This is a genomic window from Micrococcus terreus (genome assembly GCF_900116905.1).
GTDB lineage: Bacteria > Actinomycetota > Actinomycetes > Actinomycetales > Micrococcaceae > Citricoccus > Citricoccus terreus.
The window spans coordinates 106,403-129,461 of the sequence record NZ_FPCG01000004.1 but is presented as its reverse complement, the minus strand read 5'-3'; the positions used below and the strand labels follow the sequence as shown (position 1 = coordinate 129,461).

The following is a 23,059-nucleotide window of genomic DNA, read 5'->3' as shown; positions in this document are numbered from 1 at the left end:
CATTGCCATGACCGCCCACTCCTCATCCGGTGCGTCAGCTCAGACCGCTCCTGAGCTGATCGAGGTCGAGGTCGGCCCCATGGCCCACGGAGGCCATTGTGTGGCCCGGCATGAGGGCCGTGTGGTGTTCGTGCGTCATGCCATTCCGGGCGAGATCGTCCGGGTGCTGATCACCGACGCGGGGGAGAAGGCCCGGTTCTGGCGGGGGGACGTGGTGGAGGTCCTGCGCCCCTCGGAGTTCCGGCGGACCCACCAGTGGAAGCTCGCCGACTCGCTGCGGGCCCACGCCGCTGGACGACACCCGGTGGGCGGCGCGGAGTACGGCCACATCGTGCTGCCGCACCAGCGCCGGCTCAAGGCCCAGGTCTTCCGGGACACCCTGCAGCGGATCGCCGGTCTGACCTTCGAGGTGCATGTGAGTGGAGCCGACGGGGATGACCCCACCGGCCTGCACTGGCGGACGCGCAACGCCTTCGCCGTCACCCCGGCCGGACGGCTCTCCATGCATGTCCACCGGTCCTCCATCCTGGTGCCGGTGCGCAACATGCCCCTGGGCGTGCATCGGCTGGATGAGCTGAAGCTGTGGGACCTGAACTTCACCGGCATCGAGCGCGTGGAGGTGGCCACACCGGCGGGCTCGGACGAGGCCCTGGTGGTGCTCACTCCCACCGAGCAGGCCGTTCACGACATTCTGGCCCTGTCCGGTCGGATGCATCAGCAGACCTCGCGCCTGCCGGAAGGGACCTCAGTGGTGCTGTTGGTGCCCGGGCCGCGTCGCCAGGACAGCCCGGAGATCGTGCGCCTGCGCGGACGGACCTGGGTGCAGGAGACGGTCGAGTCCACCCACGCGGGGCGCAAGGACTTCCGGATCACCGCGGACGGCTTCTGGCAGGTGCACCGGCGTGCTCCAGCGCTGCTGGTGGACCATGTCCTGGCCGCCGCCCAGCCCTCCGCCGGTCAGACGGTGGCGGACCTCTACGGCGGTGCGGGACTGTTCTCGGCCTTCCTGGCCGAGGCCGTGGGGCCGGACGGGACGGTGCTGTCGGTCGAGGCCTCTCCGGGTGCCAGCCGAGATGCCCGGCGCAATCTCCATGCCGCTCCACAGGCGGTGGTGCAGAACGGCACCACGGACCGTGTCCTGGCCGGCTGGCTGCGGGACCGGAACGCCTCCCTGGACGAGGGCGGGCTCGGCGACCACCGGCTGGACACGGTGGTGCTGGATCCCCCGCGTGCCGGCGCCGGACAGCGGGTGGTCGAGCAGATCCACCAGCTCTCGCCGGGACGGGTGGTCTACGTCTCCTGCGATCCGGCCTCGTTCGCACGGGACCTGGGCCAGTTCACCCAGCTGGGCTGGCGCACCACGGGCCTGGAGGTGCTGGACCTCTACCCGGACACCCACCACATGGAGTCGGTGGCCGTGCTGGAGCGCGTGGAGCAGTGACCGGCCGTGATGCACGGAACACCGGCGCGCTCTGCGGCTAGGATGGATCCGAAGCCCGCTGTGTGAGAGACAGCAGGCTGCCACATCGCCGTGACATCGCCCGGCACTGGGCGGGAAGAGGAGTCCCCGTGACTACTGTTGACAGCTTCGGCTCCAAGGGCGTCCTTGACGTCCAGGGTGCTGAGTACGAGATCTTCCGACTCAAGGCGGTGGACGGCTATGAGAAGCTGCCGTACTCGCTGAAGGTCCTGCTGGAGAACCTGCTGCGCACCGAGGACGGCGCCAACGTCACCTCCGAGCAGATCAAGGCCCTGGCCTCCTGGAACTCGGATGCCGAGCCGGACACCGAGATCCAGTTCACCCCGGCACGCGTGATCATGCAGGACTTCACCGGTGTGCCCTGCATCGTGGACCTGGCCACCATGCGTGAGGCCATCGAGGACCTGGGCGGGGACCCCAAGCGCGTGAACCCGCTGGCTCCGGCCGAGCTGGTCATCGACCACTCCGTCCAGATCGACTCCTTCGGCAACGATCAGGCGATCGAGCGGAACATGGAGATCGAGTACCAGCGCAACGGTGAGCGCTACCAGTTCCTGCGCTGGGGCCAGACCGCGTTCGATGACTTCAAGGTCGTCCCCCCGGGCATGGGCATCGTGCACCAGGTCAACATCGAGAACCTGGCCCGCACCGTGATGACCCGTGAGGTCGACGGCGTGCTGCGTGCCTACCCGGACTCCTGCGTCGGCACCGACTCCCACACCACCATGGTCAACGGCCTGGGCGTGCTGGGCTGGGGCGTGGGCGGCATCGAGGCCGAGGCCGCCATGCTGGGCCAGCCCGTCTCCATGCTGATCCCGCGCGTGGTCGGCTTCAAGCTGACCGGCTCCATCCCCGCCGGCGCCACCGCCACCGACGTGGTGCTGACCATCACCGAGATGTTGCGCAACCACGGTGTGGTGGGCAAGTTCGTGGAGTTCTACGGCGAGGGCGTGGGCTCGGTGCCGCTGGCCAACCGTGCCACCATCGGCAACATGTCCCCGGAGTTCGGCTCCACCGCGGCCATGTTCCCCATCGACGACGTCACCCTGGACTACCTGCGCCTGACCGGCCGCTCCGAGGAGAACATCGCCCTGGTGGAGGCCTACACCAAGGAGCAGGGCATGTGGCATGACCCCTCCTCCGAGGTGAAGTACTCCGAGTACCTCGAGCTGGACCTGTCCACCGTGGTGCCCTCGATCTCCGGCCCCAAGCGTCCGCAGGACCGCATCGAGCTGACCGACTCCAAGGAGCAGTTCCGCAAGGACATCCACAACTACGCCACCGAGGACGAGGCCGGCGAGGGCCGTCCGTCCAAGTCGGTGCCGGTGTCCATGGAGGACGGCCGCCAGTTCGAGCTGGACCACGGTGCGGTCTCGATCGCCTCGATCACCTCCTGCACCAACACCTCCAACCCCTCGGTGATGATGGCCGCCGCCGTGCTGGCCCGCAACGCCGTGGAGAAGGGCCTGACCTCCAAGCCGTGGGTCAAGACCTCCGTGGCCCCGGGCTCCAAGGTCGTGACCGACTACTACGAGAAGTCCGGCCTGATCCCGTCGCTGGAGGCCCTGGGCTTCCACATCGTCGGCTACGGCTGCACCACCTGCATCGGCAACTCCGGTCCGCTGGAGTCGGAGATCTCCCAGGCCATCCAGGACAACGACCTGTCCGTGACCTCGGTGCTCTCCGGCAACCGCAACTTCGAGGGCCGGATCAACCCGGACGTGAAGATGAACTACCTGGCCTCCCCGCCGCTGGTGGTCGCCTACGCCCTGGCCGGAACCATGGACTTCGACTTCGAGAACGACCCGCTGGGTCAGGACTCCGAGGGCAAGGACATCTTCCTCAAGGACATCTGGCCGGACCCCACCGAGGTCCAGGAGATCATCGACGCCTCGATCGACACCGAGATGTTCATCAAGGAGTACTCGACCATCTTCGACGGTGACGAGCGCTGGCAGTCCCTGGACACCCCCGAGGGCGACACCTTCGAGTGGGATCCGAACTCCACCTACGTCCGCAAGCCCCCGTACTTCGAGGGCATCCAGGTTCAGCCCGAGCCGGTCCAGGACATCACCGGTGCACGTGTGCTGCTGAAGCTGGGCGACTCGGTCACCACCGACCACATCTCCCCGGCCGGCTCGTTCAAGTCGGACACCCCGGCGGGCAAGTACCTGCTGGAGAACGGTGTGGAGCGCAAGGACTTCAACTCGTACGGCTCCCGCCGTGGCAACCACGAGGTGATGATCCGCGGCACCTTCGCCAACATCCGTATCAAGAACCAGCTGCTGGACGGCGTGGAGGGCGGCTTCACCCGCGACTTCACCCAGGAGGGCGCACCGCAGGCCTACGTCTACGACGCCTCCCAGAACTACCAGGCCGCCGGCACCCCGCTGGTCGTCCTGGCCGGCAAGGAGTACGGCTCCGGGTCCTCCCGTGACTGGGCGGCCAAGGGCACCGCACTGCTGGGCGTCAAGGCCGTGATCGCCGAGTCCTTCGAGCGCATCCACCGCTCGAACCTGATCGGCATGGGTGTGCTGCCACTGCAGTTCCCCCAGGGCGAGTCCGCGGACTCGCTGGGCCTGACCGGGACCGAGACCTTCGAGATCTCCGGGATCACCGTCCTGAACGACGGCTCCACCCCGAAGACCGTGAAGGTCACCGCCCAGGGCGAGGACGGCAAGAGCACGGAGTTCGACGCGGTCGTGCGCATCGACACCCCGGCTGAGGCCGACTACTACCGCAACGGCGGCATCCTGCAGTACGTGCTCCGTCAGATCTCCGCCAAGTGAGGCAGCGGGGACCCTGAGTCCTCGCAGCTGATCTGACCGCACCCGACGACGGCCGGTGACCTTTCCAGCGATAGGTCACCGGCCGTCGTCGTGGTCCTGCCTGGTCCCGGGATCCCCAGGTGGGGGCACCGTGCGCGGTAGGCTGGACCGAACGAACGCCGCGGCGGCATCCGGTCCACCCGGACGCCTGACCGGCTGCACACCCCATCCCACAGCAGAGAGGACCGCACGCCCGTGGGCCTTCTGGAGACCATCAGCTCACCCCAGGACCTCTCCCGCCTGACCGACGACCAGATGGCGCGGCTGGCTGAGGAGATCCGCAGCTTCCTGATCACCAACGTCTCGCGCACCGGCGGGCACCTCGGACCCAACCTGGGCGTGGTGGAGCTGACGCTGGCGATCCACCGGGTCTTCGACTCCCCCCGGGACGGGGTCATCTTCGACACCGGTCACCAGTCCTACGTGCACAAGCTGATCACCGGACGGCAGGACTTCTCCACGCTGCGCCAGCAGGGCGGGCTCTCCGGCTACGGGGACCGCGCCGAGTCGGTGCATGACATCGTGGAGTCCTCTCACGCCTCCAGCTCGCTCTCCTGGGCGGATGGGATCTCCCGGGCCTGGAAGCTGCGTGGCGAAGGGGACCGGTTCGTGGTCGCCGTGATCGGTGACGGCGCCCTGACCGGCGGCATGGCCTGGGAGGCCGTGAACAACATCGCCGCAGACCGGGACCGCCGCGTGGTGATCGTGGTCAATGACAACGGCCGTTCCTATGCCCCCACCGTGGGCGGGCTGGCCAATCAGCTCTCCGGACTGCGCCGGGTGTTCCTGGACAAGTTGCGCACGCACCGCAACTACGAGGACACCCTGGACTGGTGGAAGTCGCGGCTGCAGACCGGGGGAGTGGCCGGGCGGTTCATGTACCGCTCCCTGCACGCCACCAAGAAGGGCATCAAGGACTGGTGGGCGCCGCAGGGCCTGTTCGAGGACCTGGGCATGAAGTACATCGGCCCCATCAACGGACATGACCAGGCCGAGCTGGAGGAGGCCCTCCAGGACGCTCGGAACTATGCCGGTCCGGTGATCGTGCACGCCATGACGGAGAAGGGGCACGGATACGGTCCGGCCGTGGCGCATGTGGACGACCAGTTCCACGCGATCGGGCAGATCGATCCGGAGACCGGCGAGCCGGTGGCCTCCTCGTCCGGTCCGTCCTGGACCAGCGTGTTCGGCGAGGAGATCCTGGCGATCGCCGACGAGCGTGAGGACGTGGTGGCGATCACCGCCGCCATGCAGATCCCCGTGGGCCTGGGCGCCATGGCCGCCAAGCACCCCTCGCGGGTGTATGACGTGGGCATCGCCGAACAGCACGCCGTCAGCTCCGCCGCCGGCATGGCCTTCGGCGGCCTGCATCCCGTGGTGGCCATCTACGCGACGTTCCTCAACCGCGCCTTCGACCAGGTCCTGATGGATGTGGGCCTGCACCGGGCCGGCGTCACCTTCGTGCTGGACCGGGCCGGTGTCACCGGTCCCGACGGACCCAGCCACCACGGCATGTGGGACCTGGCGCTGCTGCAGTCCGTCCCGTCGCTGCGCATCGCCGCGCCCCGTGACGCCGAGCGGCTGCGCGAAGAGCTGCGGGAAGCGGTGTCCGTGGAGGACGCGCCCACCGTGGTGCGGTTCTCCAAGGGCTCTGTGGGCCCGGAGATCGCTGCACTGGAGCGGCTCCAGGACGGCACCGATGTGCTGGTGCGTCTGGGTGCGGCCTCGGAGGAGCCCGGCGCCGAACGCGATGTGCTGGTGGTCGCCGTCGGGACCATGGCCGAGCTCGGACTGGACGTGGCAGCGCGCCTGGCGGACCAGGGCGTCACCGCCACCGTGGTGGACCCCAGGTGGGTGCTGCCGGTGCAGGAGAGCGTGATCGATCTGGCGCGCGACCATCGCCTCGTCGTCTGTCTGGAGGACGGGGTGAAGGCCGGTGGAGTGGGGTCCCGGATCCGCCAGGAGATGCGCGCCCGTGGCGTGGACACTGCCCTGAACGAGGTCGGGCTGCCGGTGGAGTTCCTGGCCCACGGGTCCCGTGACCAGATCCTGGAGCGCACCGGCCTGACCGCTCGGCAGATCGCCCAGGACACTCTGGCGCAGGTGCTGGGCACGAAGGTCCCGTTCGCCCGTCCGCTGTCCGAGGGACAGGGTCACGGCCAGGACACCAGCACCGGCCAGTTCCCGACGACGAAGGGTCGCCCATGAGCATCGTCCGCACCTACCGACGCACTGAGCAGGACGGCGGGCAGCGCCGCCTGGAGTATCGCGAAGCCTGGTTCGTGCCGGGGGAGGACGGCCCGGGTGAGTTCGTGGTGCACCACGGGCGCGTGGGCACCACCGGCACCACTGCCGCCGAACCCGTGGCGGAGGCCCAGGACGGAGAGGAGCTGCTGGCCACGTTCGCCGCGCAGTGCCAGGCTGACGGATTCGCTCCGCTGGAGCAGGACCAGCTGGCCCGGGTGGAGGTCACCTACCGGTTCAAGGGCACCGAGCCCACCACGGTGGAGACCTCACTGGTGGAGCGTCTGCGAGCAGAGCTGACCAATCAACTGGCCTGGCGGGGACTGGGTGAGGTCGTGCAGGTGCGCACCGAGAGCGGACAGGCTGTGCTGGAGGTCGAGACCCCGCATGCGGCCAAGGCGCAGGCGGAGATCCCCGCCGCCGCCAAGCACGCCGGGGTGCAGGCCTCGCGGGTGGCCGCCGCCACCCTCCGCTCCTGATCAGAACGACTTCGTGAGAGGACCCTTCCTGTGGACTATCGTCGCCTGGGCCGTTCCGGCCTGACCGTTTCCGTCGTCGGACTGGGCTGCAACAACCTGGGCCGCCCGGGAACCGCCACCCTGGAGCAGGAGGGGACGGACGCCGTCGTGCATGCCGCGCTGGACGCTGGCGTGACCCTGTTCGACGTGGCGGACATGTACGGCGCCCAGCCTGGCCTGAGCGAGGAACGCCTCGGCCGTGCCCTGGGCACGCGCCGCGACGAGGTGGTGCTGGCCACCAAGTTCGGGATGGACATGCAGGGCGTCAACGGCAACGACCATGGGGCTCGCGGCTCCCGCCGCTACATCGTCCGCGCGGTGGAGGCCTCGTTGCGCCGGCTGGGGACGGACTGGATCGATCTCTACCAGTTCCACACCCCGGACCCGCAGACGCCGATCGAGGAGACGCTCTCGGCGCTGGACGACCTGGTGCGGTCGGGCAAGGTCCGGTACATCGGGCACTCCAACCGGTCCGGCTGGCAGATCGCCGAGGCCGAGTTCGTGGCGCGGGAGCAGGGCACCGAGCGCTTCATCTCCGCCCAGAACCACTACAACCTGATGGACCGGCGGGCCGAGCTGGAGGTGCTGCCAGCCTCCCGTGCCTACGGACTGGGCGTGCTGCCCTATTTCCCGCTGGCCAACGGCATGCTCACCGGCAAGTACTCCTCCGGGCAGGCGCCGGAGGGATCCCGCCTCTCCCACACCCGGCAGTCCATGGTGGAGAACGCCGACCTGGACCAGCTGAAGGCCTTCGGCGACTTCGCCCGGGAACGAGGTCTGACTGAGCTGCAGGTCGCCTTCTCCTGGCTCGCCGCCCAGGAGCCGGTGTCCTCGGTGATCGCCGGGGCCACGCGCCCGGAGCAGATCCGCCAGAACGCCGAGGCCGTGTGCTGGGTGTCCATTGAACAGGAGCGTGCTGAGCTGGACGAGATCTTCGCCCCGGCTCAGAAGGTGGCACTGTTCTGACCATGGCCGACCAGATCCCCGTGGCGGGGCAGATCGGGCTGTGGGTCCTCTCGGCGGTCCTGCTGGGGCTGCTCGTGACCGCCCTGGTGTCCCTGATGCGCTCACCGTTGGATGAACACCGGCGCCTGCCGTGGCTGCTGACCCTGTTCGTCCTGCCGGGGATCGGCCCGGCCATCTGGCTGTGGTGGCGCTGGTGGTACTACCCACGCCGGCTGGCCGAGACCCCGGAGTGGGACCCCAACCGGCGGGAGAGCATCGTCAACGCCCCACGTCGACCCCGGCCCTGAGCTCAGAGGGTGACGGTGATCCAGTCACCGTCCACCGCTGCGGTGAACTCGGTCAGTGGCTTGCGGGCCGGGCCGCCGTAGGGCACTCCCGTGGTGACATCGAAGTGGGAGCCGTGGCAGGGGCAGGCGAAGGTCGGTTCCCCCTGACGCTCTCCCAGCCCGACCGTGCAGCCCTGATGCGTGCACACGGCCGAATACGCGTGGACCGTCTGCTCGGCAGAGCGGTGGATCAGGAGAATGCGGCCGCGCAGCTGCACCGACGCCGAATTGCCCACGGGCAGCTCGGCGGTCTCGATCGCCCGGGTGGGAGTGCCTCCCACATGGTGGGAGGGGGCGTTCTGCTCGTTCCGAATGGCGTCGGTGCAGCCGGAGAGCCCGACAGCGGCCACACCGGCGGCTCCGATCAGGGCCCCCCGCTCCAGGAAGGTCCGCCGTGTGGGGCCGCACCCGCCACAGCATGAGGTGTCCTCCGGGGACGGGACGCGGTCAGGGGCAGAGGAGCGATCGGAGGAGGTCATCCCCCCATTATCCGGGGTCGATGCCGTCCCCGGCGAATCCAGGCCTGCGCGTGGCGGCACCGTGGCGTTCAGGACAGAATGGATCAGACACCCGAGACGGAACAGGAGGGCGCATGGAGCGCTGGGAGACGATGTACTTCGAGGGTCGGCGGGCGGGCTTCCTGCTCCGTTCCGTGCAGGACGGAGTGCTGACCACCCGCACAGCCTTCGGCGGGGCGCGGCCCGGGGAGCATCGTGCGGGGCCGGCAGAGCGATTCCTCTCCGAGTCCACGATCACCCTCTCCGCGGGGGCCACTGTCCAGGGATGGCGCGCCTGCACCTTCCAGGACTCCTCGGCGACCCAGCGGGTGAGCGTGGACCGAGAGCGCGCCGGCCTGGACCGGGACGCCCTGCCCAGCTACGGAGAATGGATGCTGCTGCAGCAGCTGGCTGCGCAGGGGACGTCCGGGGCGGAGTACATCCGGCTCGAGGAGTCCCAGTTCTTCACCGGGACCCTGGCACCCTCGCCCGCCCGGATGGTCCGCCGTGGTGCCGAGCCGGTCCAGCGGCCCGACGGGCAGACGCTGGTGGCGGACAGGGTGGAGGTTCTCAGCCACGGACTGGTGCTCGCCACCCACTGGCTGGCCGGAGAGCAGGTGGTGATGAGCGACTGGGGCGGTCCAGCCGTGTCCGTCCCGGTGGACTCCCTGGCCCAGGCGCTGGAGGGGATGGACGACAACATGACGGCCTTCGCCCTGCGCGGCTTCGGCTTCTGAGGCCAGGCCGAATGCCGGACGGGCCCGGCCACACAGTGTGCGTGCCTGGGCCCGTCTCTGCAGGGCGGGCTGCGGTGTCTCAGGTGTGGAAGCGGCGGCCGTTGACTCGCTCTGAGGCTCCGACCTCGTCCAGGTACGGGGTGATCCCGCCCAGGTGCAGCGGCCACCCAGCGCCCAGGATCATGCACAGGTCGATGTCCTCGGCATCGGCCACCACGCCCTCGTCGAGCATCAGGCCGATCTCTTCGGCCAGGGCGTCCTGGACGCGGACCAGCAGCTCCTCGGAGGTCTGGGGAGCGTCCCCGAACTCCATCAGTGCCAGAGTCTGCTCCGGGATGGTCTGCGAGCCGTCCTCAGCCCAGATCCCCTTCACCCGGTGGTCCACCAGGGCCTGCAGGTTCTGGGAGACCGGGAAGCGCTCATCTCCGAAGGAGGCGTTCAAGGACTCGGTGACATGCTGGGCCACCGGCACGCCCACCATGGCCAGCAGGGTGAACGGCGTCATCGGCAGCGCCATCGGATCCAGGGCATGGTCGGCCACCTCGGCCGGCGTGCCCTGGTCGAAGGAGTTCTGGATCTCACCCATCTGACGCAGCAGGATCCGGTTGACCACGAACGCCGTGGCGTCCTGGACCAGCACGGCGGTCTTGCCCAGGGTCTTGGCCGTGGCGAAGGCCGTGGCCAGCACCTCGTCGGTGGTCTGCGGGCCCCGGACGATCTCCAGCAGGGGCATCACGGCCACCGGATTGAAGAAGTGGAACCCGACCATGCGCTCGGGGTGCTGGAGCACCGAGGCCATCTCGGTGACCGAGAGCGAGGAGGTGTTGGTGGCCAGGATGCACTCGGGAGAGACGATCGCCTCGAGCTCGCTCAGGACCTGCTTCTTGACGCCCATCTCCTCGAAGACGGCCTCGATGACGAAGTCGGCGTCGGCGTAGACGTCCTTGGAGACGGAGCCGGAGACCAGTCCCTTCAGGCCCTCCGCCATCTCGGACTTCAGCCGGCCCTTGGACACCAGCTTGTCCACCTGCTCGTGGACGGAGGAGACCCCGCGGTCCACGCGCTCCTGATCGATGTCGGTCATCACCACGGGCACCTGGAGGCGCTGGGCGAACAACAGGGCCAGCTGGCCGGCCATCAGCCCGGCGCCGACCACGCCCACCTTGCGGACCGGCCGGGCCAAGTCCGCCGAGGGCGCGCCCGCCGGATTCTTGGAACGCTTCTGCACCACGTCCAGGAATGCATAGACGGTGTGATGGAACTCAGGGGTCTGCATCAGATCCGCCAGAGCGTCGCATTCGGCCTGCGCGGACTCCTCACGGGTGCGGTGCTGGCCCTGGGCGAACACCTCCAGGGCCCGAGCCGGCGCGGGGACATGCCCACCGGTCTTGGCCTGCACGATCCTCTCGGCCTTCTGCACCGCGCGGCCCCAGGCCTCCTCGGAGGTGTCCCGGCTGCGGTGCCGCTCGATCTGCTCCAGGGCCTGCGCGTCGCCGGCCACCACCTGGGCGGCCCAGTCCACCGAAGCCTGGACGAAGGCGGTGGTGTCGGCGGGATCCTGTCCGGCGTCCAGCAGCGCGTCGGCCAGGCCCAGCTCGTAGGCAGCGGCGCCCTTGAGGGTGCGGTTGCCGTTGAGGGGGTTTTCGAAGATCAGGGTGACGGCAGCCTCCGGTCCGATCAGCCGCGGGGTCTTCCACACGCCGCCCCAGCCCGGGATCAGCCCCAGGTGGGTCTCCGGCAGCCCGAGCCCAGCGGCAGCGGTGGAGATGGTGCGGTACTGGCAGGCCAGAGCGATCTCCAGCCCACCGCCCAGGGCCATGCCGTTGATGAAGGCGAAGGAGGGGACCGGGAAGTCCGTGAGGGTGTTGTACACCTCGTGTCCCAGCTCGGCCATCAGCTGACCGTGCTCATGGCGGGTCAGGCGCTTGATGGAACCCAGGTCGGCGCCGGCCACCAGGAAGCCGGGCTTGCCCACGATCGCCACGGCGGCGATCTGGCCGTCTCGAGCGCGCTGGGCCTGCACGTCCAGGACCTCGCCGATGCCGATCAGGGAGTTCGGGCCCAGCGTGGTGGGCCGGCGCGGTCCCGCGTGGTTGTCCAGGGTCAGCAGCGCCAGGGTTCCTCTGTCGCCGGGGAGGTCGAGGTCGGTCACCTCAGCGCGGGTGATCACCTCGTCGGGGAACAGTGCGGCCAGTTCGTGGAAGCGGTCGAAACGATCTGCAGTGGTCATGACTCTCCTGAGCGGGGGTTCGGTGGTCTCGCCCCGAATGTTACCGGCCAGTAACAGGTTGCTCAAGGAGTGCGGACCCTCGGCGGTTCACTCGGCCGGATCGGGATCCAGCAGGGCGACGGTGATGATGGGGGCGGTGATCCTGACCTGCCACGGGCGGGCCCCGAGGGCGGTGAGCGCAGCGGCCACGGTGTCTGGGTCGATCGGGGACGGCGGTCGCCAGCAGACCCGCCGCAGGGTGTCCGGAGTCAGCAGGTTCTCGGTGGGGATTGTCAGCTCGTCCGCGCGCCGGCCGATCCAGGCCTTGGCCGTCTTCAGGCGACGGTCCGCGAGGGGGTCACGGTCCTTCCAGGCGCGCGGGGGCGGCGGTCCGTCCTGGGGCAGGTGCAGAGCAGGCAGGCCCCCGGGCTCCCGTGCAGCCTGCTGCCCGTCCTTGATGGCCCGCAGCCAACGCGGAGCCTCGCGGCCGGCGGCCCGACCGTGGAAGCCCTGGGTCTTGAGCAGGTCGGGGACGGTCTGCGGCTGCGCGGCCGCCGCCGCCACGATCGCCGAATCGGGGATGAGGCGCCCAGGGGCAGTGTCCCTGCTCTGAGCCAGCTTCTCCCGGGCGTTCCACAGTTCACGGACCACCGCCAGCTGCTGGGGGCGGCGCAGCTTGTGCATCCCGGAAGTGCGCCGCCACGGATCCTGCCGAGGGCCGGGCAGGGGAGCGGTGCGGACGGCCTCGAACTCCTCCTCGGCCCAGTCCATCTTCCCCTGCTCCTCCAGCAGGCCGATGATCGCCTCACGCAGCTCCACCAGCAGTTCCACGTCCAGGGCGGCGTAGGTCAGCCAGTCCTGCGGCAGAGGGCGCTTGGACCAGTCGGCGGCAGAGTGCTCCTTGGCCAGGGTCACGCCCAGCAGGGACTCGAGCATGGCGGCCAACCCGACGCGGGGCAGCCCGGCGATCCGGCCAGCCAGTTCGGTGTCGAACAGGCGGTCCGGCCACAGCCCCAGTTCGGACAGGCACGGAAGGTCCTGCGTGGCTGCGTGGAGAATCCACTCGACCCCGGAGAGGGCCTCCTGGATCACCGTCAGGTCCTCGAACTCCTCGGGATCGATCAGCCAGATCCCGGCACCCTCGCGCTTGATCTGGACGAGGAAGGCCCGTTGGCCGTAGCGGAAGCCCGAGGCGCGTTCGGCGTCGATCGCCACCGGGCCGGTCCCGTGGGACAGCAGGTCCGCGCAGCGATCCAGCTCCTGAGCCGTGGTGGTCAGGAACGGAAGCCCGCCGGCGGGCTCGGTGATCAGGCGCGGCTCGGAGGTCGGGGCCTGATCGGGGCCGTCGTCGAGGCCAGCAGTGGTGACGGGTGCCGGTTCGGTCTCAGCGGTGATGTCAGTTCCTCCTGATGCGGGGCAGTGGGGTGACGCCCTCCGGCACGGGAGGCAATCCGGCGAAGGCGCAGACCATGTCTGACCAGGCCTCCAGATGAGCCGTCGAATCGGGGCCCGCCGGGGTCCAGGAGGCACGCAGCTCGATGTCGATCGTGTCCGGGCGACCCGCCAGTCCACCGAAGCTCTCCGAGAGCACGCGCGTGGCCGTGCCGCCAGCTTCGCTGTACTGGGCCCGGTGGCTCTCCAGTGCCTCCACCAGCCAGGTCCAGGCCACCGCCCCGACCATGGGATCGTTGCCGAGGTCGGCCTCCAGAGAGGCGCGGATGTAGGTGACCACGCGGAAGGTGCCGTTCCAGACGGCTGAGCCGGCGGGATCGTGCAGCAGGATGAACCGACCGGTGGCCAGTTCCTGGGCCGGGGCGTCGTCCTCGCCGGGAGGATGGTCGTGGACCTCGGCGGCCAGGGCCACTGCATAGGGGGCCAGACGGCTCGGCGCCGGGATCTCCTCGAGGGTGACCTCACGCCGGGATCGGGCGCGCCGCAGTCCGCTCAGCGCGGACCGGAAGTCTCCGGGGAGGCGCTGCAGCTCGGCGGGGTGGTGGCCTATCACAGTCACGGACACCACGGTAGATCCGGTGCGGCCACCGGCGTCGGCACCACGCCGTCAGCGCGCTGAGGCCAGGGCCTCCTGCAGAGCGAGCGCGAAGCCGGTGACATCGTCCGCAGTGGTGTCCCAGGAGGTCATCCACCGGACCTCTCCTGTGGATCGGTCCCAGTCGTAGAACGGGAACTGCGCGCGGACGCGATCGGCCACGGCGGGGTCCAGCACGGCGAAGACGGTGTTGGCCTCGGGGCGTTGGGTGAGACGCACGCCGTCCAACGGCTCCACGGCTGCGGCCAGCAGGGCGGCCATGGCATTGGCGTGACGGGCAGAGCGCAGCCACAGGCCGTCCTCCAGCAGCGCGACCAGCTGCGCGGAGATGAAACGCATCTTGGAGGCCAGCTGCATGGAGGCCTTGCGCAGATGCTCCACCGCCAGTCCGGACGTGGTGGCGGTCTGGCCCCGGCCGGTGCCGCCGCCGATCACCGCATCCGGATTCAGCACGATCACCGCTTCGGCTCCCAGGGCACCGTTCTTGGTGCCCCCGAAGGAGACCAGGTCCACGCCGGCATCCGTGGTGAAGGCACGCAGGGGCACCTCCAGGGCGGCCGCAGCGTTGGCCAGCCGGGCCCCGTCCATATACACGCCCAGGCCCAGTCCATGGGCGTGGTCACTCAGAGCCCGGATCTCCTCCGGCGTGTAGACGGTGCCCAGCTCGGTCACCTGGGCGATCTCGACGACGGCCGGCTGGGCCCGGTGGACGAATCCGAAGCCGTGAGCCTGGCGGTCCACGAGTTCCGGGGTGAGCTTGCCGTCAGGAGTGGGCACCGTGAACAGCTTGGTCCGGCCGACCCGTTCCGGCGCCCCGCCCTCGTCCTGGTGGATGTGTGCGGACTCGGCGCAGATCACCGCGCCCCACGGCGGGAGCATGGCCTGCAGGGCCACCACATTGGCTCCCGTGCCGTTGAACACAGGATGGACCGCGGCCCGCTCGCCGAACTCCTGGGTCACCAGCTGCTGCAGACGCGCGGTCCAGGAGTCCCCGCCGTAGGCCGGCTCATGTCCGACGTTGGCGCGGGCCAAGGCCTGCAGCACCTCGGGGTGGACGCCGGCATAGTTGTCCGAGGCGAAGCCACGCCGGGAGACGCCCACGGACACGGTGTCCGCGCTCATGCGCCCGCTGCAGGGTCGGCGGGCTGCAGGGTCAGGGAGATCGAGTTGATGCAGTACCGCAGATCGGTGGGGGTGTCATAGCCCTCGCCCTGGAAGACATGTCCCATGTGCGAGCCGCAGCTTCGGCAGCGCACCTCGATCCGCTCCATGCCCATGCTCATGTCTCGGATGTACTCCACCCGGTCCTCGGCCAGGGGGGCGAAGAAGGACGGCCACCCGCAGTGCGAGTCGAACTTCTGCTGGGACCGGAACAGCTCGGTGCCGCAGGCCCGGCAGGAGTAGACGCCTTCGGTGTGGGTGTCCCAGTACTCGCCGGTGTAGGGGCGCTCGGTGCCGGCCTGGCGCAGCACATGGAACTCCTCCGGGGTGAGACGCTCGCGCCACTGGTCATCGGTGACCTGCCCCACCTGAGGCGAGGGGCCGTCGTCGTGGTGGTCCGTGGCGGTGGCCGGCTGGTCTGGGGACTGGGGACTCTGATGATCGCTCACACCCCCCATAACACCACGGACAGGGCAGCCATTCCGAGCCCTGCGCCACGCCGGACCCGCCGAGTGGACGGGGTGGGCAGGTCGGTGGTGACAATGGAGCATGAGCTCGCGCGCCGCCACCTCCTCCGGACTGTCCCCGCTCCGTGCCGCTGTGACCCAGCGGATCGGCAGGGGAGTGCAGAAGGCGGCCCCCACCGTGAAGTGGTCCTCCTTGGCCGCCGGCGCCGGCGTGGTGGCCGGGTCCCTGGCGGCCGGGGCTGTCTCCGGTCTGGCCGGCGTGTTCGCGCGCACCGTGGTGACCCCGGTCAAGACCCCGGCGGAGGATCTGGAGATCCTGGCGGTGGTGGACGGTGAGACCGGTCAGGAGATCATCCTGCCGGCCACGGAGGAGACCACGGTGCCCGGCACCTACTCCCTGGTGTTCGACGGCGGTGCCTCCGTGGCACGGATCGGCGCGGTGACCTCGTTCGACCCGCGGGACGGCACCGTGCAGCGCCAGGTGGAGCAGGTCTACTCCGGAGACATCACCCGCGCGGTGCGGGGACGGTGGACCGGATTCGTCTACCCCGATCCGCGCGCGGCGGGGTATGAGACCGAGGACGTGAAGATCCCGGTGGAGAACGGCTCCGCCCCGGCCTGGCTGGTGCGCCCGGAGCCGCTCAAGGACGGCTCCCGACGACGGCCCGGCGAGGGCGCCTGGGCGGTGATGGTTCACGGGCGGGGCACCAAGCGCACCGAGGGGATCCGCGCGGTGAGCACGGCGCGGTCCCTGGGCATGACCTCGCTGATGATCTCCTACCGCAACGACGGTGATGCCCCGGCCGCGCCGGACGGACGGTACGGCCTCGGCACCACTGAATGGCAGGACGTGGAGGCCGCGGTGGCCTATGCCCTGGACCAGGGGGCCACCGAGGTGGTCCTGTTCGGCTGGTCCATGGGCGGGGCCGTCTGCCTGCAGCTGGTGGACCGCTCCGAGCTGGCCGCCACCGCGGTGGCCGCCATGGTGCTGGACGGGCCGGTCATCAACTGGATCGACGTGTTGGCCCACCAGGCCAAGGCCAACCGCCTGCCGGAGGCGTCCGGCAGGCTCGGGCAGTGGCTGATGTCCAACAAGGCCGGGCGGTGGGCCACCGGTCTGGCCGCGCCGGTGGACCTGAAGGCGATGAACTGGGTGGCACGCGCTGAGCAGCTGCGCGTGCCCACCCTGATCCTGCACTCCGAGGACGACGACTTCGTGCCTCTGGGCCCCTCCGTCGAACTGGCCGCCAAGGCACCTCAGCTGGTCTCCTTCGTCCGGTTCCGTCAGGCCCGGCACACGCGGGAATGGAACGTGGACCCGGAGAAGTGGCACCGGGCGGTGAGCATCTGGCTCTCCGCCGTGCTCACCTCGCCCCGGCCCGGGGTGCCGCAGCTGACGTCCTGACTCAGGCCAGCCCGCGCCGCACCAGCAGCGGCTGCGGCTCCGGGTCCCGCCCACGGAAGGCACGGTAGGACTCCATGGGGTCCCGCGTGTTGCCCCGAGCCAGCAGCTCGGTCCGGAAGCGGTCGCCGTTCTCCCGGGTCAGCCCGCCGTTCTCCTGGAACCACTGCACGGTGTCCGCGTCCATCACCTCGGACCAGATGTAGGAGTAGTAGCCCGCCGCGTATCCGCCGGAGAAGATGTGCTTGAAGTAGCTGGAGCGGTAGCGCGGCGCCACCAGCTGCGGGTCCAAGCCGGCCGCCGTGAGCTGCTCGGCCTCGAACGCCAGCGGGTCCGCCACCGTCTCGCCGGGGCGCAGCGCGTGCCAGGCCAGGTCCAGGACGGCCGCACCCAGGTACTCGGTGGTGGAGAAGCCCTCGCCCCAGAGCGAGGCGGCCTGGAGCGACTCCAGCGCCGCAGGATCCAACGGCTCTCCGGTGTCCACGTGACGGGCGTAGGCCTGGACGATCTGCGGCCACTGGATCCACATCTCGTTGACCTGCGAGGGGAACTCCACGAAGTCCCGGGGGACCGAGGTGCCGGAGAGCGTGGCATAGCGGGCCTCCGCCAGCAGCCCGTGCAGGGCATGGCCGAACTCATGGAACAGGGTGGTCACCTGGTCCAGGGTCAGCAGAGTGGGCTCACCAGCGGGAGGATGGGGGATGTTGAGATTGTTGACCACCACGGGCCGTTCGTCCAGTTCCGTGGAGCGCTCCCGGATGGGGTTCATCCACGCACCGCCAGACTTGGTGGGACGGGTGTAGAAGTCACCCAGGAACAGTCCCAGTCCGGTGCCGTCGGCGTCGAAGACCTCCCAGACGCGCACATCGGGGTGGTATCCGGCCAGATCGGTGCGTTCCCGGAAGGTGATGCCGTACAGAGCTGTGGCGGCGGCGAACACGCCCTGGGTCAGGGTGCGGTCCAGCTCGAAGTAGGGCCGCAGGGCGCCGGCGTCCACGGCGTAGTCCTCGCGCTCCACCTGCGCGGAGTAGTAGGGCCAGTCCCAGGGCTGGATCGGGTGACCGGCCAGCTGCTCCAGTCGTTCCCGTTCGCGTCGGGCGTTGGCGGCGGCGGCGGGGACCAGCCGACCCAGCAGATCCTGGACCGCCGGCAGATCCGGGGCGGTGCGGTCCTGCAGGGCGTAGTCCGCCCAGGTGGGGTAGCCCAGCAGTCCAGCCTTCTCCGCGCGCAGCGCGGCCTGCTCGGCGGCGATGTCCAGCACGTAGTGCTCTCCGGGCTCGGTGCCGCGCACCCAGGCGGCCTCATGGACCCGCTGGCGGGTGTCTCGATCCTCCAGCTGCTCCAGCCAGGGCTGGGAGGTGAACATCGAGAGCGTGAGGAGGTGGCCGTCGTCGTGCCCTGCCTCCGCTGCTGCGTCCGCCGCGGCGGCGCGGTCGGAATCGCTCAGTCCGGCCAGCTGGGCGGGGTCGGTGATCAGGACGGCGCGCGCCGCGTTCTCGGCGACCATCCGACGGTTGTACTGGGCACCGAGCACCGCCAGGCGCTCGTTGATCTGCTCCAGTCGGGCCTTGGCCGGTGCGTCCAGGCCGGCTCCGCGCAGGATGAACTCCTGCAGGACCACCTCGGCCAGCCGGGCGTCCTCCCCGGTCAGTGCAGTGCGGTCCACGGCCGAAAGGCGCGCGAAGAGCCGTTCGTTGAGGTAGATCGCGTCCTCGTGGGCCGAACGCACGGGCTCGAGCTCCTCATGGATCTGCTGACGGGCCTCAGTGCCGTCCGCAGGGACGAGCGTGTAGAAGACCATCTCCACCCAGCGGCGCAGCTGGCCCGAGCGCTCCAGTGCCAGGAAGGTGTTCTCGAAGGTGGGCTCGGCGCTGTCCGCGGCGATCGCCTCGAGCTCCTCACGGTGCAGCGCCACGGCGTGGCGGAAGGCTGGCACGAAGTGCTCGTCCCGGATAGCCGCGAAGTCCGGCAGGCCATAGGGGAGGTCTGACGGGATCAACAGCGGATTGTCGGCGAGGGCGGGGTCAGTCACAGTCATGGACAGCAACTGTTTCACATTCCCTGTGGTGAGGGGAGTGCCGCGCCGGGATCGGCCGGTAGACTCGGGCGCGGACTTTCTGCAGAGCCGGACGCAGTGGCACCGCCAGCTGCACAGCCGGACGACCACCAGCACTCGGCCGGACGCCTCACGGGCTCGGCCTCGAGAGGAGAGCACATGTCAGGGCATTCCAAGTGGGCCACCACCAAGCACAAGAAGGCCGCCCTGGACGCCAAGCGCGCCAAGGCCTTCGCCAAGTACATCAAGGGGATCGAAGTGGCCGCCCGCGTCGGCGGCGCGGACCTCTCCGGCAACCCCGCACTGGACCTGGCCGTCACCAAGGCCAAGAAGCAGTCGGTGCCCAACGACAACATCGAGCGGGCCATCAAGCGTGGCGCCGGCCTGACCGGTGAGGTCATCGACTACACCGAGATCATGTACGAGGTCCGAGGACCCAACGGCTCCGCACTGATGGTGGAGTGCCTGACCGACAACAAGAACCGCGCCGCCTCCGAGGTCCGGGTGGCCGTCACCCGCAACGGCGGCACGATCGCCGACCCCGGTTCGGTGGCCTACCTGTTCGCTCGCACCGGTGTGGTCCGCCTGCCTGCCGAGGGCAACACCGAGGATGACATCCTGATGGCCGTGCTGGACGCCGGTGCCGAGGAGGTCGTGCAGTCGGGGGACAGCTTCGAGGTGCTGTGCGACCCCTCCGACCTTCAGGCCGTTGCTGCCGCGCTGGATGAGGCCGGCATCCACTACGACACCGACGAGGCCGAGTTCGTGGCCTCCATGAAGGTCGAGCTGGACCTGGACGGAGCCAAGAAGTTCATCCGTCTGGAGGAGGCCCTGGAGGAACTGGACGACGTCCAGTCGGTCTATTCCAACGTGGAGATCCCCGCCGAGGTCATCGAGCAGCTGGACGAGGACTGATCTCGACCGTGGACACGGGCGGGGGCGTCGGCGACCGCACGGCTCGACGTGAGCCCACCGCACTGCGGGTGATCGGGGTCGATCCCGGCCTGACCCGCTGCGGCATCGCCGTGGTGGATGTGACCGCCCGCCGCACGGCCACGCTGGTGGACGTCACGGTAGTGGGCACCCCGGCGGACCACACCCTGGATGCACGGCTGCTGGAGATCGACTCCGCCATCACGCGCATGCTGCAGCTGCATCAGCCGGACCACCTGGCCGTGGAGCGGGTGTTCGCCCAGAACAACACGCCCACGGTGGTCGGCACGGCGCAGGCCTCCGGTGTCGTGATCGCCGCCGCCGCCCGGGCTGGCATCCCGGTGGCCCTGCACACGCCTTCGGAGGTGAAGGCGGCCGTGACCGGCAACGGCAACGCCGGCAAGGAGCAGGTCACCTCCATGGTGACGCGGATCCTGCGCCTGGACGCCCCGCCCCGTCCGGCCGACGCCGCGGACGCCATCGCCCTGGCCATCACCCATGCCTGGCGCGGGGGTCTGATGGGCCGAGGCCTGGAGACCGCCTCCCTCACCAGCCCGGCCCGCCCCTCCAGGTTCCCGACGACGCCCGGCGCCTCTCGCGGTCAGGGTGGCGGGATGACGGCGGCACAGAAGGCCTGGCTGGCCGCCGAGAAGAAGGCGGCGGGCGGGCGGCGCCCTGGAGGGCGTGGCGGTGCCTGAGTGCTCCGGAACACGCGCTAGGGTGGACGCGTACCTCGTAGATGTGTTCGAATCCTCTCGCGCTCGGAGCTGCCTGTGATCTCCTCCCTGACCGGCACGGTGGACCATGTGGGTCTGCATCAGGCCGTCCTCAACGTCTCCGGCGTGGGGATGCTCGTCCACGCCACCCCGCACACCCTGGCCGGACTGCGTCTGGGGGAGACCGGCACCGTGCACACCTCCCTGGTGGTGCGTGAGGACTCCCTGACCCTCTACGGCTTCGGCACGCCGGATGAGCGTGAGGTGTTCGAGGTGTTGCTGGGCGTCTCCGGGATCGGCCCGAGGCTGGGGCTGGCCGTGCTGGCGGTGCACACCCCGGAGGCGGTGCGCGTGGCCGCATCCGGCGGGGATGACAAGGCGTTCACCAAGGTCCCCGGCATCGGTCCCAAGGGAGCGCGGCGGATGATCCTGGAACTGGCGGACAAGCTGGTCCCCACCGGTACGGAGGAGTCCGGCTCCGGCCCTGCCGCGGCCACCCCCGCTGCGGCGTCCTGGACCGATCAGGTGCTCGAGGCCCTCACGGGTCTGGGCTGGTCGGAGAAGGACGCCGAGAAGGCCGTCACCTCCACCCTGGCTCACCAGCCCGAGCTCGAGGAGTCCGGGGATGTGGGCGCCGTCCTGCGCGCCACGCTGCGGCATCTCGGTCAGGGCCAGACCGCGCGGAGCGGGCGGTAGTCGGTGTCCATGTCACCCGAGGAGCGGATGGTCGCCCCCGGCGCCGAGGCCGAGGAGCGTGAACTCGAGGCAGCCCTGCGCCCCAGGACCCTGGACGACTTCGTCGGCCAGCACCGGGTCCGCGAACAGCTCTCCCTGGTCCTGGAGGCCGCCCGCCTGCGCGGCAAGACCGCCGATCACGTCCTGCTCTCCGGCCCGCCGGGCCTGGGCAAGACCACGCTGTCGATGATCATCGCCGCGGAGATGAACGCGCCCCTGCGCATCTCCTCCGGACCGGCCATTCAGCATGCCGGTGACCTGGCCGCCATCCTCTCCTCCCTGACCGAGGGGGAGGTGCTCTTCCTGGATGAGATCCACCGGATGTCCCGTCCGGCCGAGGAGATGCTCTACATGGCCATGGAGGACTTCCGCGTGGACATCGTGGTCGGCAAGGGCGCCGGAGCCACCTCGATTCCGTTGGAGATCCCGCCGTTCACCCTGGTCGGGGCCACCACGCGCGCCGGTCTGCTGCCGGGTCCCCTCAGGGACCGGTTCGGCTTCACCGGTCACCTGGAGTTCTACAGCAGCGCAGAGCTGGAGCTGGTGCTGCGTCGCTCGGCCCTGCTGCTGGACCTGGCGCTGAATTCGGCGGCGTTCGCTGAGATCGCCACCCGCTCCCGGGGCACTCCGCGCATCGCCAACCGGCTGCTGCGCCGGGTGCGGGACTGGGCTCTGGTCAAGGGCCTGGACCAGGTGGACGCCCGCGCCGCCTCCGCAGCCCTGGACATGTATGAGGTGGACGCGCGCGGCCTGGATCGTCTGGACCGCGGCGTGCTCCAGGCGCTGTGCACCAAGTTCGGCGGCGGCCCGGTGGGCCTGTCCACCCTGGCCATCGCCGTGGGCGAGGAGGTCGAGACCGTGGAGACCGTCGCCGAGCCGTACCTGGTGCGGGAGGGACTGCTGGGACGCACGCCGCGCGGGCGCATCGCCATGCCGGCCGCCTGGGAGCACCTGGGACTCCAGCCCCCGCCCGAGGCTCCCGGGGCCGCCTTCTGGACGGTCGCCGCCGGCGCCGCGCAGGAGGCTGAAGGCTCTGGTCTACCCGACGACGACCCCACGGACACGCTCTTCTCCCCGTGACCTGGGGCCGAGGGAGCGCCCGGCGTATGGCTCGGACCACACGCGGCAGGCTCACGTTCCGCTCAGTCACAGGTTCAGCCCCTAGACTGACCCAGTTGACCTGTGCCCCGAACCCGAATGTGGTGTCTCCTTCATGCCTCTGAGCGTCTTCGACCTCGCCCCGACCGCCTCCGTCCTCGCCCAGAACGGCCAGCAGGCCGCTCCGGGCTTCGATCCGTTCCTGCTGGTCATGCTGGCGCTGTTCGGCCTGATGATCTTCTTCATGTTCCGCAAGAGCAAGAAGGTCCAGCAGCAGCAGCAGGAGATGCGCTCCACCGTCGCCCCGGGCGTCGAGGTGATGACCTCCATGGGCCTGTTCGGTCGTGTCGTCTCCGTGGACCAGGAGGAGAACAAGGTCGTCCTGGAGCTCTCGCCGGGCAACACCGCCACCGTGCACATGCAGGCCATCGGCCAGGTCATCGATCCGGTGAGCACTGAGGCCGCCGCTCAGGCAGAGGGCTTCGAGGCCCCGGCCTACGAGCAGGGCAGCGACTATGACCTCAACGGCGAGTCGACGCGCCCGGCCGGTGACCCCACCGACCCCCGCGGTCCCATCGACCCTCAGGACCCCCGCCCGGACACCGGTCGCCCCCAGGCCTGACCTCCCTGCGGCCGGGG

Annotated in this window: 20 protein-coding genes; 13 read left to right on the top strand and 7 right to left on the bottom strand. The window is 69.8% G+C overall.

What is annotated here, in order from left to right; genetic code table 11:
• Nucleotides 1-7: 7 nt before the first annotated feature.
• From BM355_RS06515 to BM355_RS06490, 6 genes are all read left to right on the top strand, one after another.
• On the top strand, nucleotides 8-1,441 hold the full coding sequence (locus BM355_RS06515) for a class I SAM-dependent RNA methyltransferase (protein WP_091696325.1): 1,434 nt from the start codon (nucleotides 8-10) through the stop codon (nucleotides 1,439-1,441).
• Nucleotides 1,442-1,569: 128 nt separating this feature from the next.
• Complete coding sequence (gene acnA / locus BM355_RS06510; RefSeq protein ID WP_091696323.1) at nucleotides 1,570-4,269, top strand: aconitate hydratase AcnA; 2,700 nt, start codon at nucleotides 1,570-1,572, stop codon at nucleotides 4,267-4,269.
• 234 nt (nucleotides 4,270-4,503) lie between these two features.
• Nucleotides 4,504-6,516 (top strand): 1-deoxy-D-xylulose-5-phosphate synthase, encoded by a 2,013-nt coding sequence (gene dxs / locus BM355_RS06505; RefSeq protein ID WP_091696320.1) that lies wholly within the window; start codon nucleotides 4,504-4,506, stop codon nucleotides 6,514-6,516.
• A complete protein-coding gene (locus BM355_RS06500) occupies nucleotides 6,513-7,031 on the top strand; it encodes a hypothetical protein (protein ID WP_091696318.1) in 519 nt (172 codons plus the stop codon). Before dxs ends, BM355_RS06500 begins: the two co-directional genes overlap by 4 nt.
• A 30-nt stretch (nucleotides 7,032-7,061) precedes the next feature.
• Nucleotides 7,062-8,036 (top strand): aldo/keto reductase, encoded by a 975-nt coding sequence (locus BM355_RS06495; RefSeq protein ID WP_091696315.1) that lies wholly within the window; start codon nucleotides 7,062-7,064, stop codon nucleotides 8,034-8,036.
• A gap of 2 nt (nucleotides 8,037-8,038) precedes the next feature.
• On the top strand, nucleotides 8,039-8,323 hold the full coding sequence (locus BM355_RS06490) for a PLD nuclease N-terminal domain-containing protein (RefSeq protein ID WP_091696312.1): 285 nt from the start codon (nucleotides 8,039-8,041) through the stop codon (nucleotides 8,321-8,323).
• A 2-nt stretch (nucleotides 8,324-8,325) separates the two neighbouring features.
• On the opposite strand, the gene BM355_RS06485 is transcribed toward BM355_RS06490, so the two are convergent.
• Complete coding sequence (locus tag BM355_RS06485) at nucleotides 8,326-8,841, bottom strand: QcrA and Rieske domain-containing protein (protein WP_218154319.1); 516 nt, start codon at nucleotides 8,839-8,841, stop codon at nucleotides 8,326-8,328.
• 113 nt (nucleotides 8,842-8,954) lie between these two features.
• On the opposite strand from BM355_RS06485, the gene BM355_RS06480 reads away from it, so the two are divergent.
• Complete coding sequence (locus BM355_RS06480) at nucleotides 8,955-9,596, top strand: hypothetical protein (protein ID WP_091696310.1); 642 nt, start codon at nucleotides 8,955-8,957, stop codon at nucleotides 9,594-9,596.
• A gap of 79 nt (nucleotides 9,597-9,675) precedes the next feature.
• Here the strand turns inward: BM355_RS06480 and BM355_RS06475 are convergent, their stop codons facing one another.
• From BM355_RS06475 to msrB, 5 genes are all read right to left on the bottom strand, one after another.
• The gene (locus BM355_RS06475; protein ID WP_091696308.1) at nucleotides 9,676-11,826 is read right to left on the bottom strand and encodes a 3-hydroxyacyl-CoA dehydrogenase NAD-binding domain-containing protein; all 2,151 of its coding nucleotides are present in this window, start codon (nucleotides 11,824-11,826) and stop codon (nucleotides 9,676-9,678) included.
• Between the two features lie 87 nt (nucleotides 11,827-11,913).
• Nucleotides 11,914-13,200 (bottom strand): HRDC domain-containing protein, encoded by a 1,287-nt coding sequence (locus BM355_RS06470; protein WP_091696689.1) that lies wholly within the window; start codon nucleotides 13,198-13,200, stop codon nucleotides 11,914-11,916.
• Nucleotide 13,201: 1 nt separating this feature from the next.
• Complete coding sequence (locus BM355_RS06465; RefSeq protein WP_091696687.1) at nucleotides 13,202-13,816, bottom strand: DUF3000 domain-containing protein; 615 nt, start codon at nucleotides 13,814-13,816, stop codon at nucleotides 13,202-13,204.
• Nucleotides 13,817-13,864: 48 nt separating this feature from the next.
• Complete coding sequence (locus tag BM355_RS06460) at nucleotides 13,865-14,974, bottom strand: threonine aldolase family protein (protein ID WP_091696305.1); 1,110 nt, start codon at nucleotides 14,972-14,974, stop codon at nucleotides 13,865-13,867.
• Entirely contained in the window at nucleotides 14,971-15,381 is a 411-nt protein-coding gene (msrB, locus tag BM355_RS06455) for a peptide-methionine (R)-S-oxide reductase MsrB (protein WP_260062607.1), read from the bottom strand. The genes BM355_RS06460 and msrB overlap by 4 nt, the downstream gene beginning before the upstream one ends.
• A gap of 181 nt (nucleotides 15,382-15,562) precedes the next feature.
• Between msrB and BM355_RS06450 the strand changes: the two genes are divergently transcribed.
• Nucleotides 15,563-16,885 (top strand): alpha/beta hydrolase family protein, encoded by a 1,323-nt coding sequence (locus BM355_RS06450; protein ID WP_091696300.1) that lies wholly within the window; start codon nucleotides 15,563-15,565, stop codon nucleotides 16,883-16,885.
• A gap of 1 nt (nucleotide 16,886) precedes the next feature.
• Here the strand turns inward: BM355_RS06450 and BM355_RS06445 are convergent, their stop codons facing one another.
• A complete protein-coding gene (locus tag BM355_RS06445) occupies nucleotides 16,887-18,920 on the bottom strand; it encodes a M3 family metallopeptidase (protein WP_091696684.1) in 2,034 nt (677 codons plus the stop codon).
• Between the two features lie 177 nt (nucleotides 18,921-19,097).
• Between BM355_RS06445 and BM355_RS06440 the strand changes: the two genes are divergently transcribed.
• The 5 genes from BM355_RS06440 to yajC all read left to right on the top strand — a co-directional run bounded on the left by BM355_RS06440 (nucleotide 19,098) and on the right by yajC (nucleotide 23,042).
• Nucleotides 19,098-19,853, top strand: a complete 756-nt coding sequence (locus tag BM355_RS06440; RefSeq protein ID WP_091696297.1) for a YebC/PmpR family DNA-binding transcriptional regulator — start codon at nucleotides 19,098-19,100, stop codon at nucleotides 19,851-19,853.
• Between the two features lie 8 nt (nucleotides 19,854-19,861).
• Nucleotides 19,862-20,569: a crossover junction endodeoxyribonuclease RuvC gene (ruvC, locus tag BM355_RS06435; protein ID WP_245760644.1), complete on the top strand. Its 708-nt coding sequence runs from the start codon at nucleotides 19,862-19,864 to the stop codon at nucleotides 20,567-20,569.
• A 75-nt stretch (nucleotides 20,570-20,644) separates the two neighbouring features.
• A complete protein-coding gene (gene ruvA, locus BM355_RS06430; protein ID WP_091696294.1) occupies nucleotides 20,645-21,283 on the top strand; it encodes a Holliday junction branch migration protein RuvA in 639 nt (212 codons plus the stop codon).
• Nucleotides 21,284-21,292: 9 nt separating this feature from the next.
• Nucleotides 21,293-22,402, top strand: coding sequence for a Holliday junction branch migration DNA helicase RuvB (ruvB, locus tag BM355_RS06425; protein WP_245760643.1), 1,110 nt, complete (start codon nucleotides 21,293-21,295; stop codon nucleotides 22,400-22,402).
• Nucleotides 22,403-22,535: 133 nt separating this feature from the next.
• Nucleotides 22,536-23,042, top strand: coding sequence for a preprotein translocase subunit YajC (gene yajC / locus BM355_RS06420; protein ID WP_091696291.1), 507 nt, complete (start codon nucleotides 22,536-22,538; stop codon nucleotides 23,040-23,042).
• Nucleotides 23,043-23,059 lie beyond the last annotated feature (17 nt).

Coding starts and splice junctions, on each gene's coding strand:
- BM355_RS06515 (WP_091696325.1), top strand. CDS start 8: ATGACCGCCCACTCCTCATCCGGTGCGTCAGCTCAGACCGCTCCTGAG.
- BM355_RS06500 (WP_091696318.1), top strand. CDS start 6,513: ATGAGCATCGTCCGCACCTACCGACGCACTGAGCAGGACGGCGGGCAG.
- BM355_RS06490 (WP_091696312.1), top strand. CDS start 8,039: ATGGCCGACCAGATCCCCGTGGCGGGGCAGATCGGGCTGTGGGTCCTC.
- BM355_RS06485 (WP_218154319.1), bottom strand. CDS start 8,841: ATGACCTCCTCCGATCGCTCCTCTGCCCCTGACCGCGTCCCGTCCCCG.
- BM355_RS06480 (WP_091696310.1), top strand. CDS start 8,955: ATGGAGCGCTGGGAGACGATGTACTTCGAGGGTCGGCGGGCGGGCTTC.
- BM355_RS06475 (WP_091696308.1), bottom strand. CDS start 11,826: ATGACCACTGCAGATCGTTTCGACCGCTTCCACGAACTGGCCGCACTG.
- BM355_RS06460 (WP_091696305.1), bottom strand. CDS start 14,974: ATGAGCGCGGACACCGTGTCCGTGGGCGTCTCCCGGCGTGGCTTCGCC.
- BM355_RS06450 (WP_091696300.1), top strand. CDS start 15,563: ATGAGCTCGCGCGCCGCCACCTCCTCCGGACTGTCCCCGCTCCGTGCC.
- BM355_RS06445 (WP_091696684.1), bottom strand. CDS start 18,920: ATGACTGTGACTGACCCCGCCCTCGCCGACAATCCGCTGTTGATCCCG.
- BM355_RS06440 (WP_091696297.1), top strand. CDS start 19,098: ATGTCAGGGCATTCCAAGTGGGCCACCACCAAGCACAAGAAGGCCGCC.
- ruvB (WP_245760643.1), top strand. CDS start 21,293: ATGTCACCCGAGGAGCGGATGGTCGCCCCCGGCGCCGAGGCCGAGGAG.
- yajC (WP_091696291.1), top strand. CDS start 22,536: ATGCCTCTGAGCGTCTTCGACCTCGCCCCGACCGCCTCCGTCCTCGCC.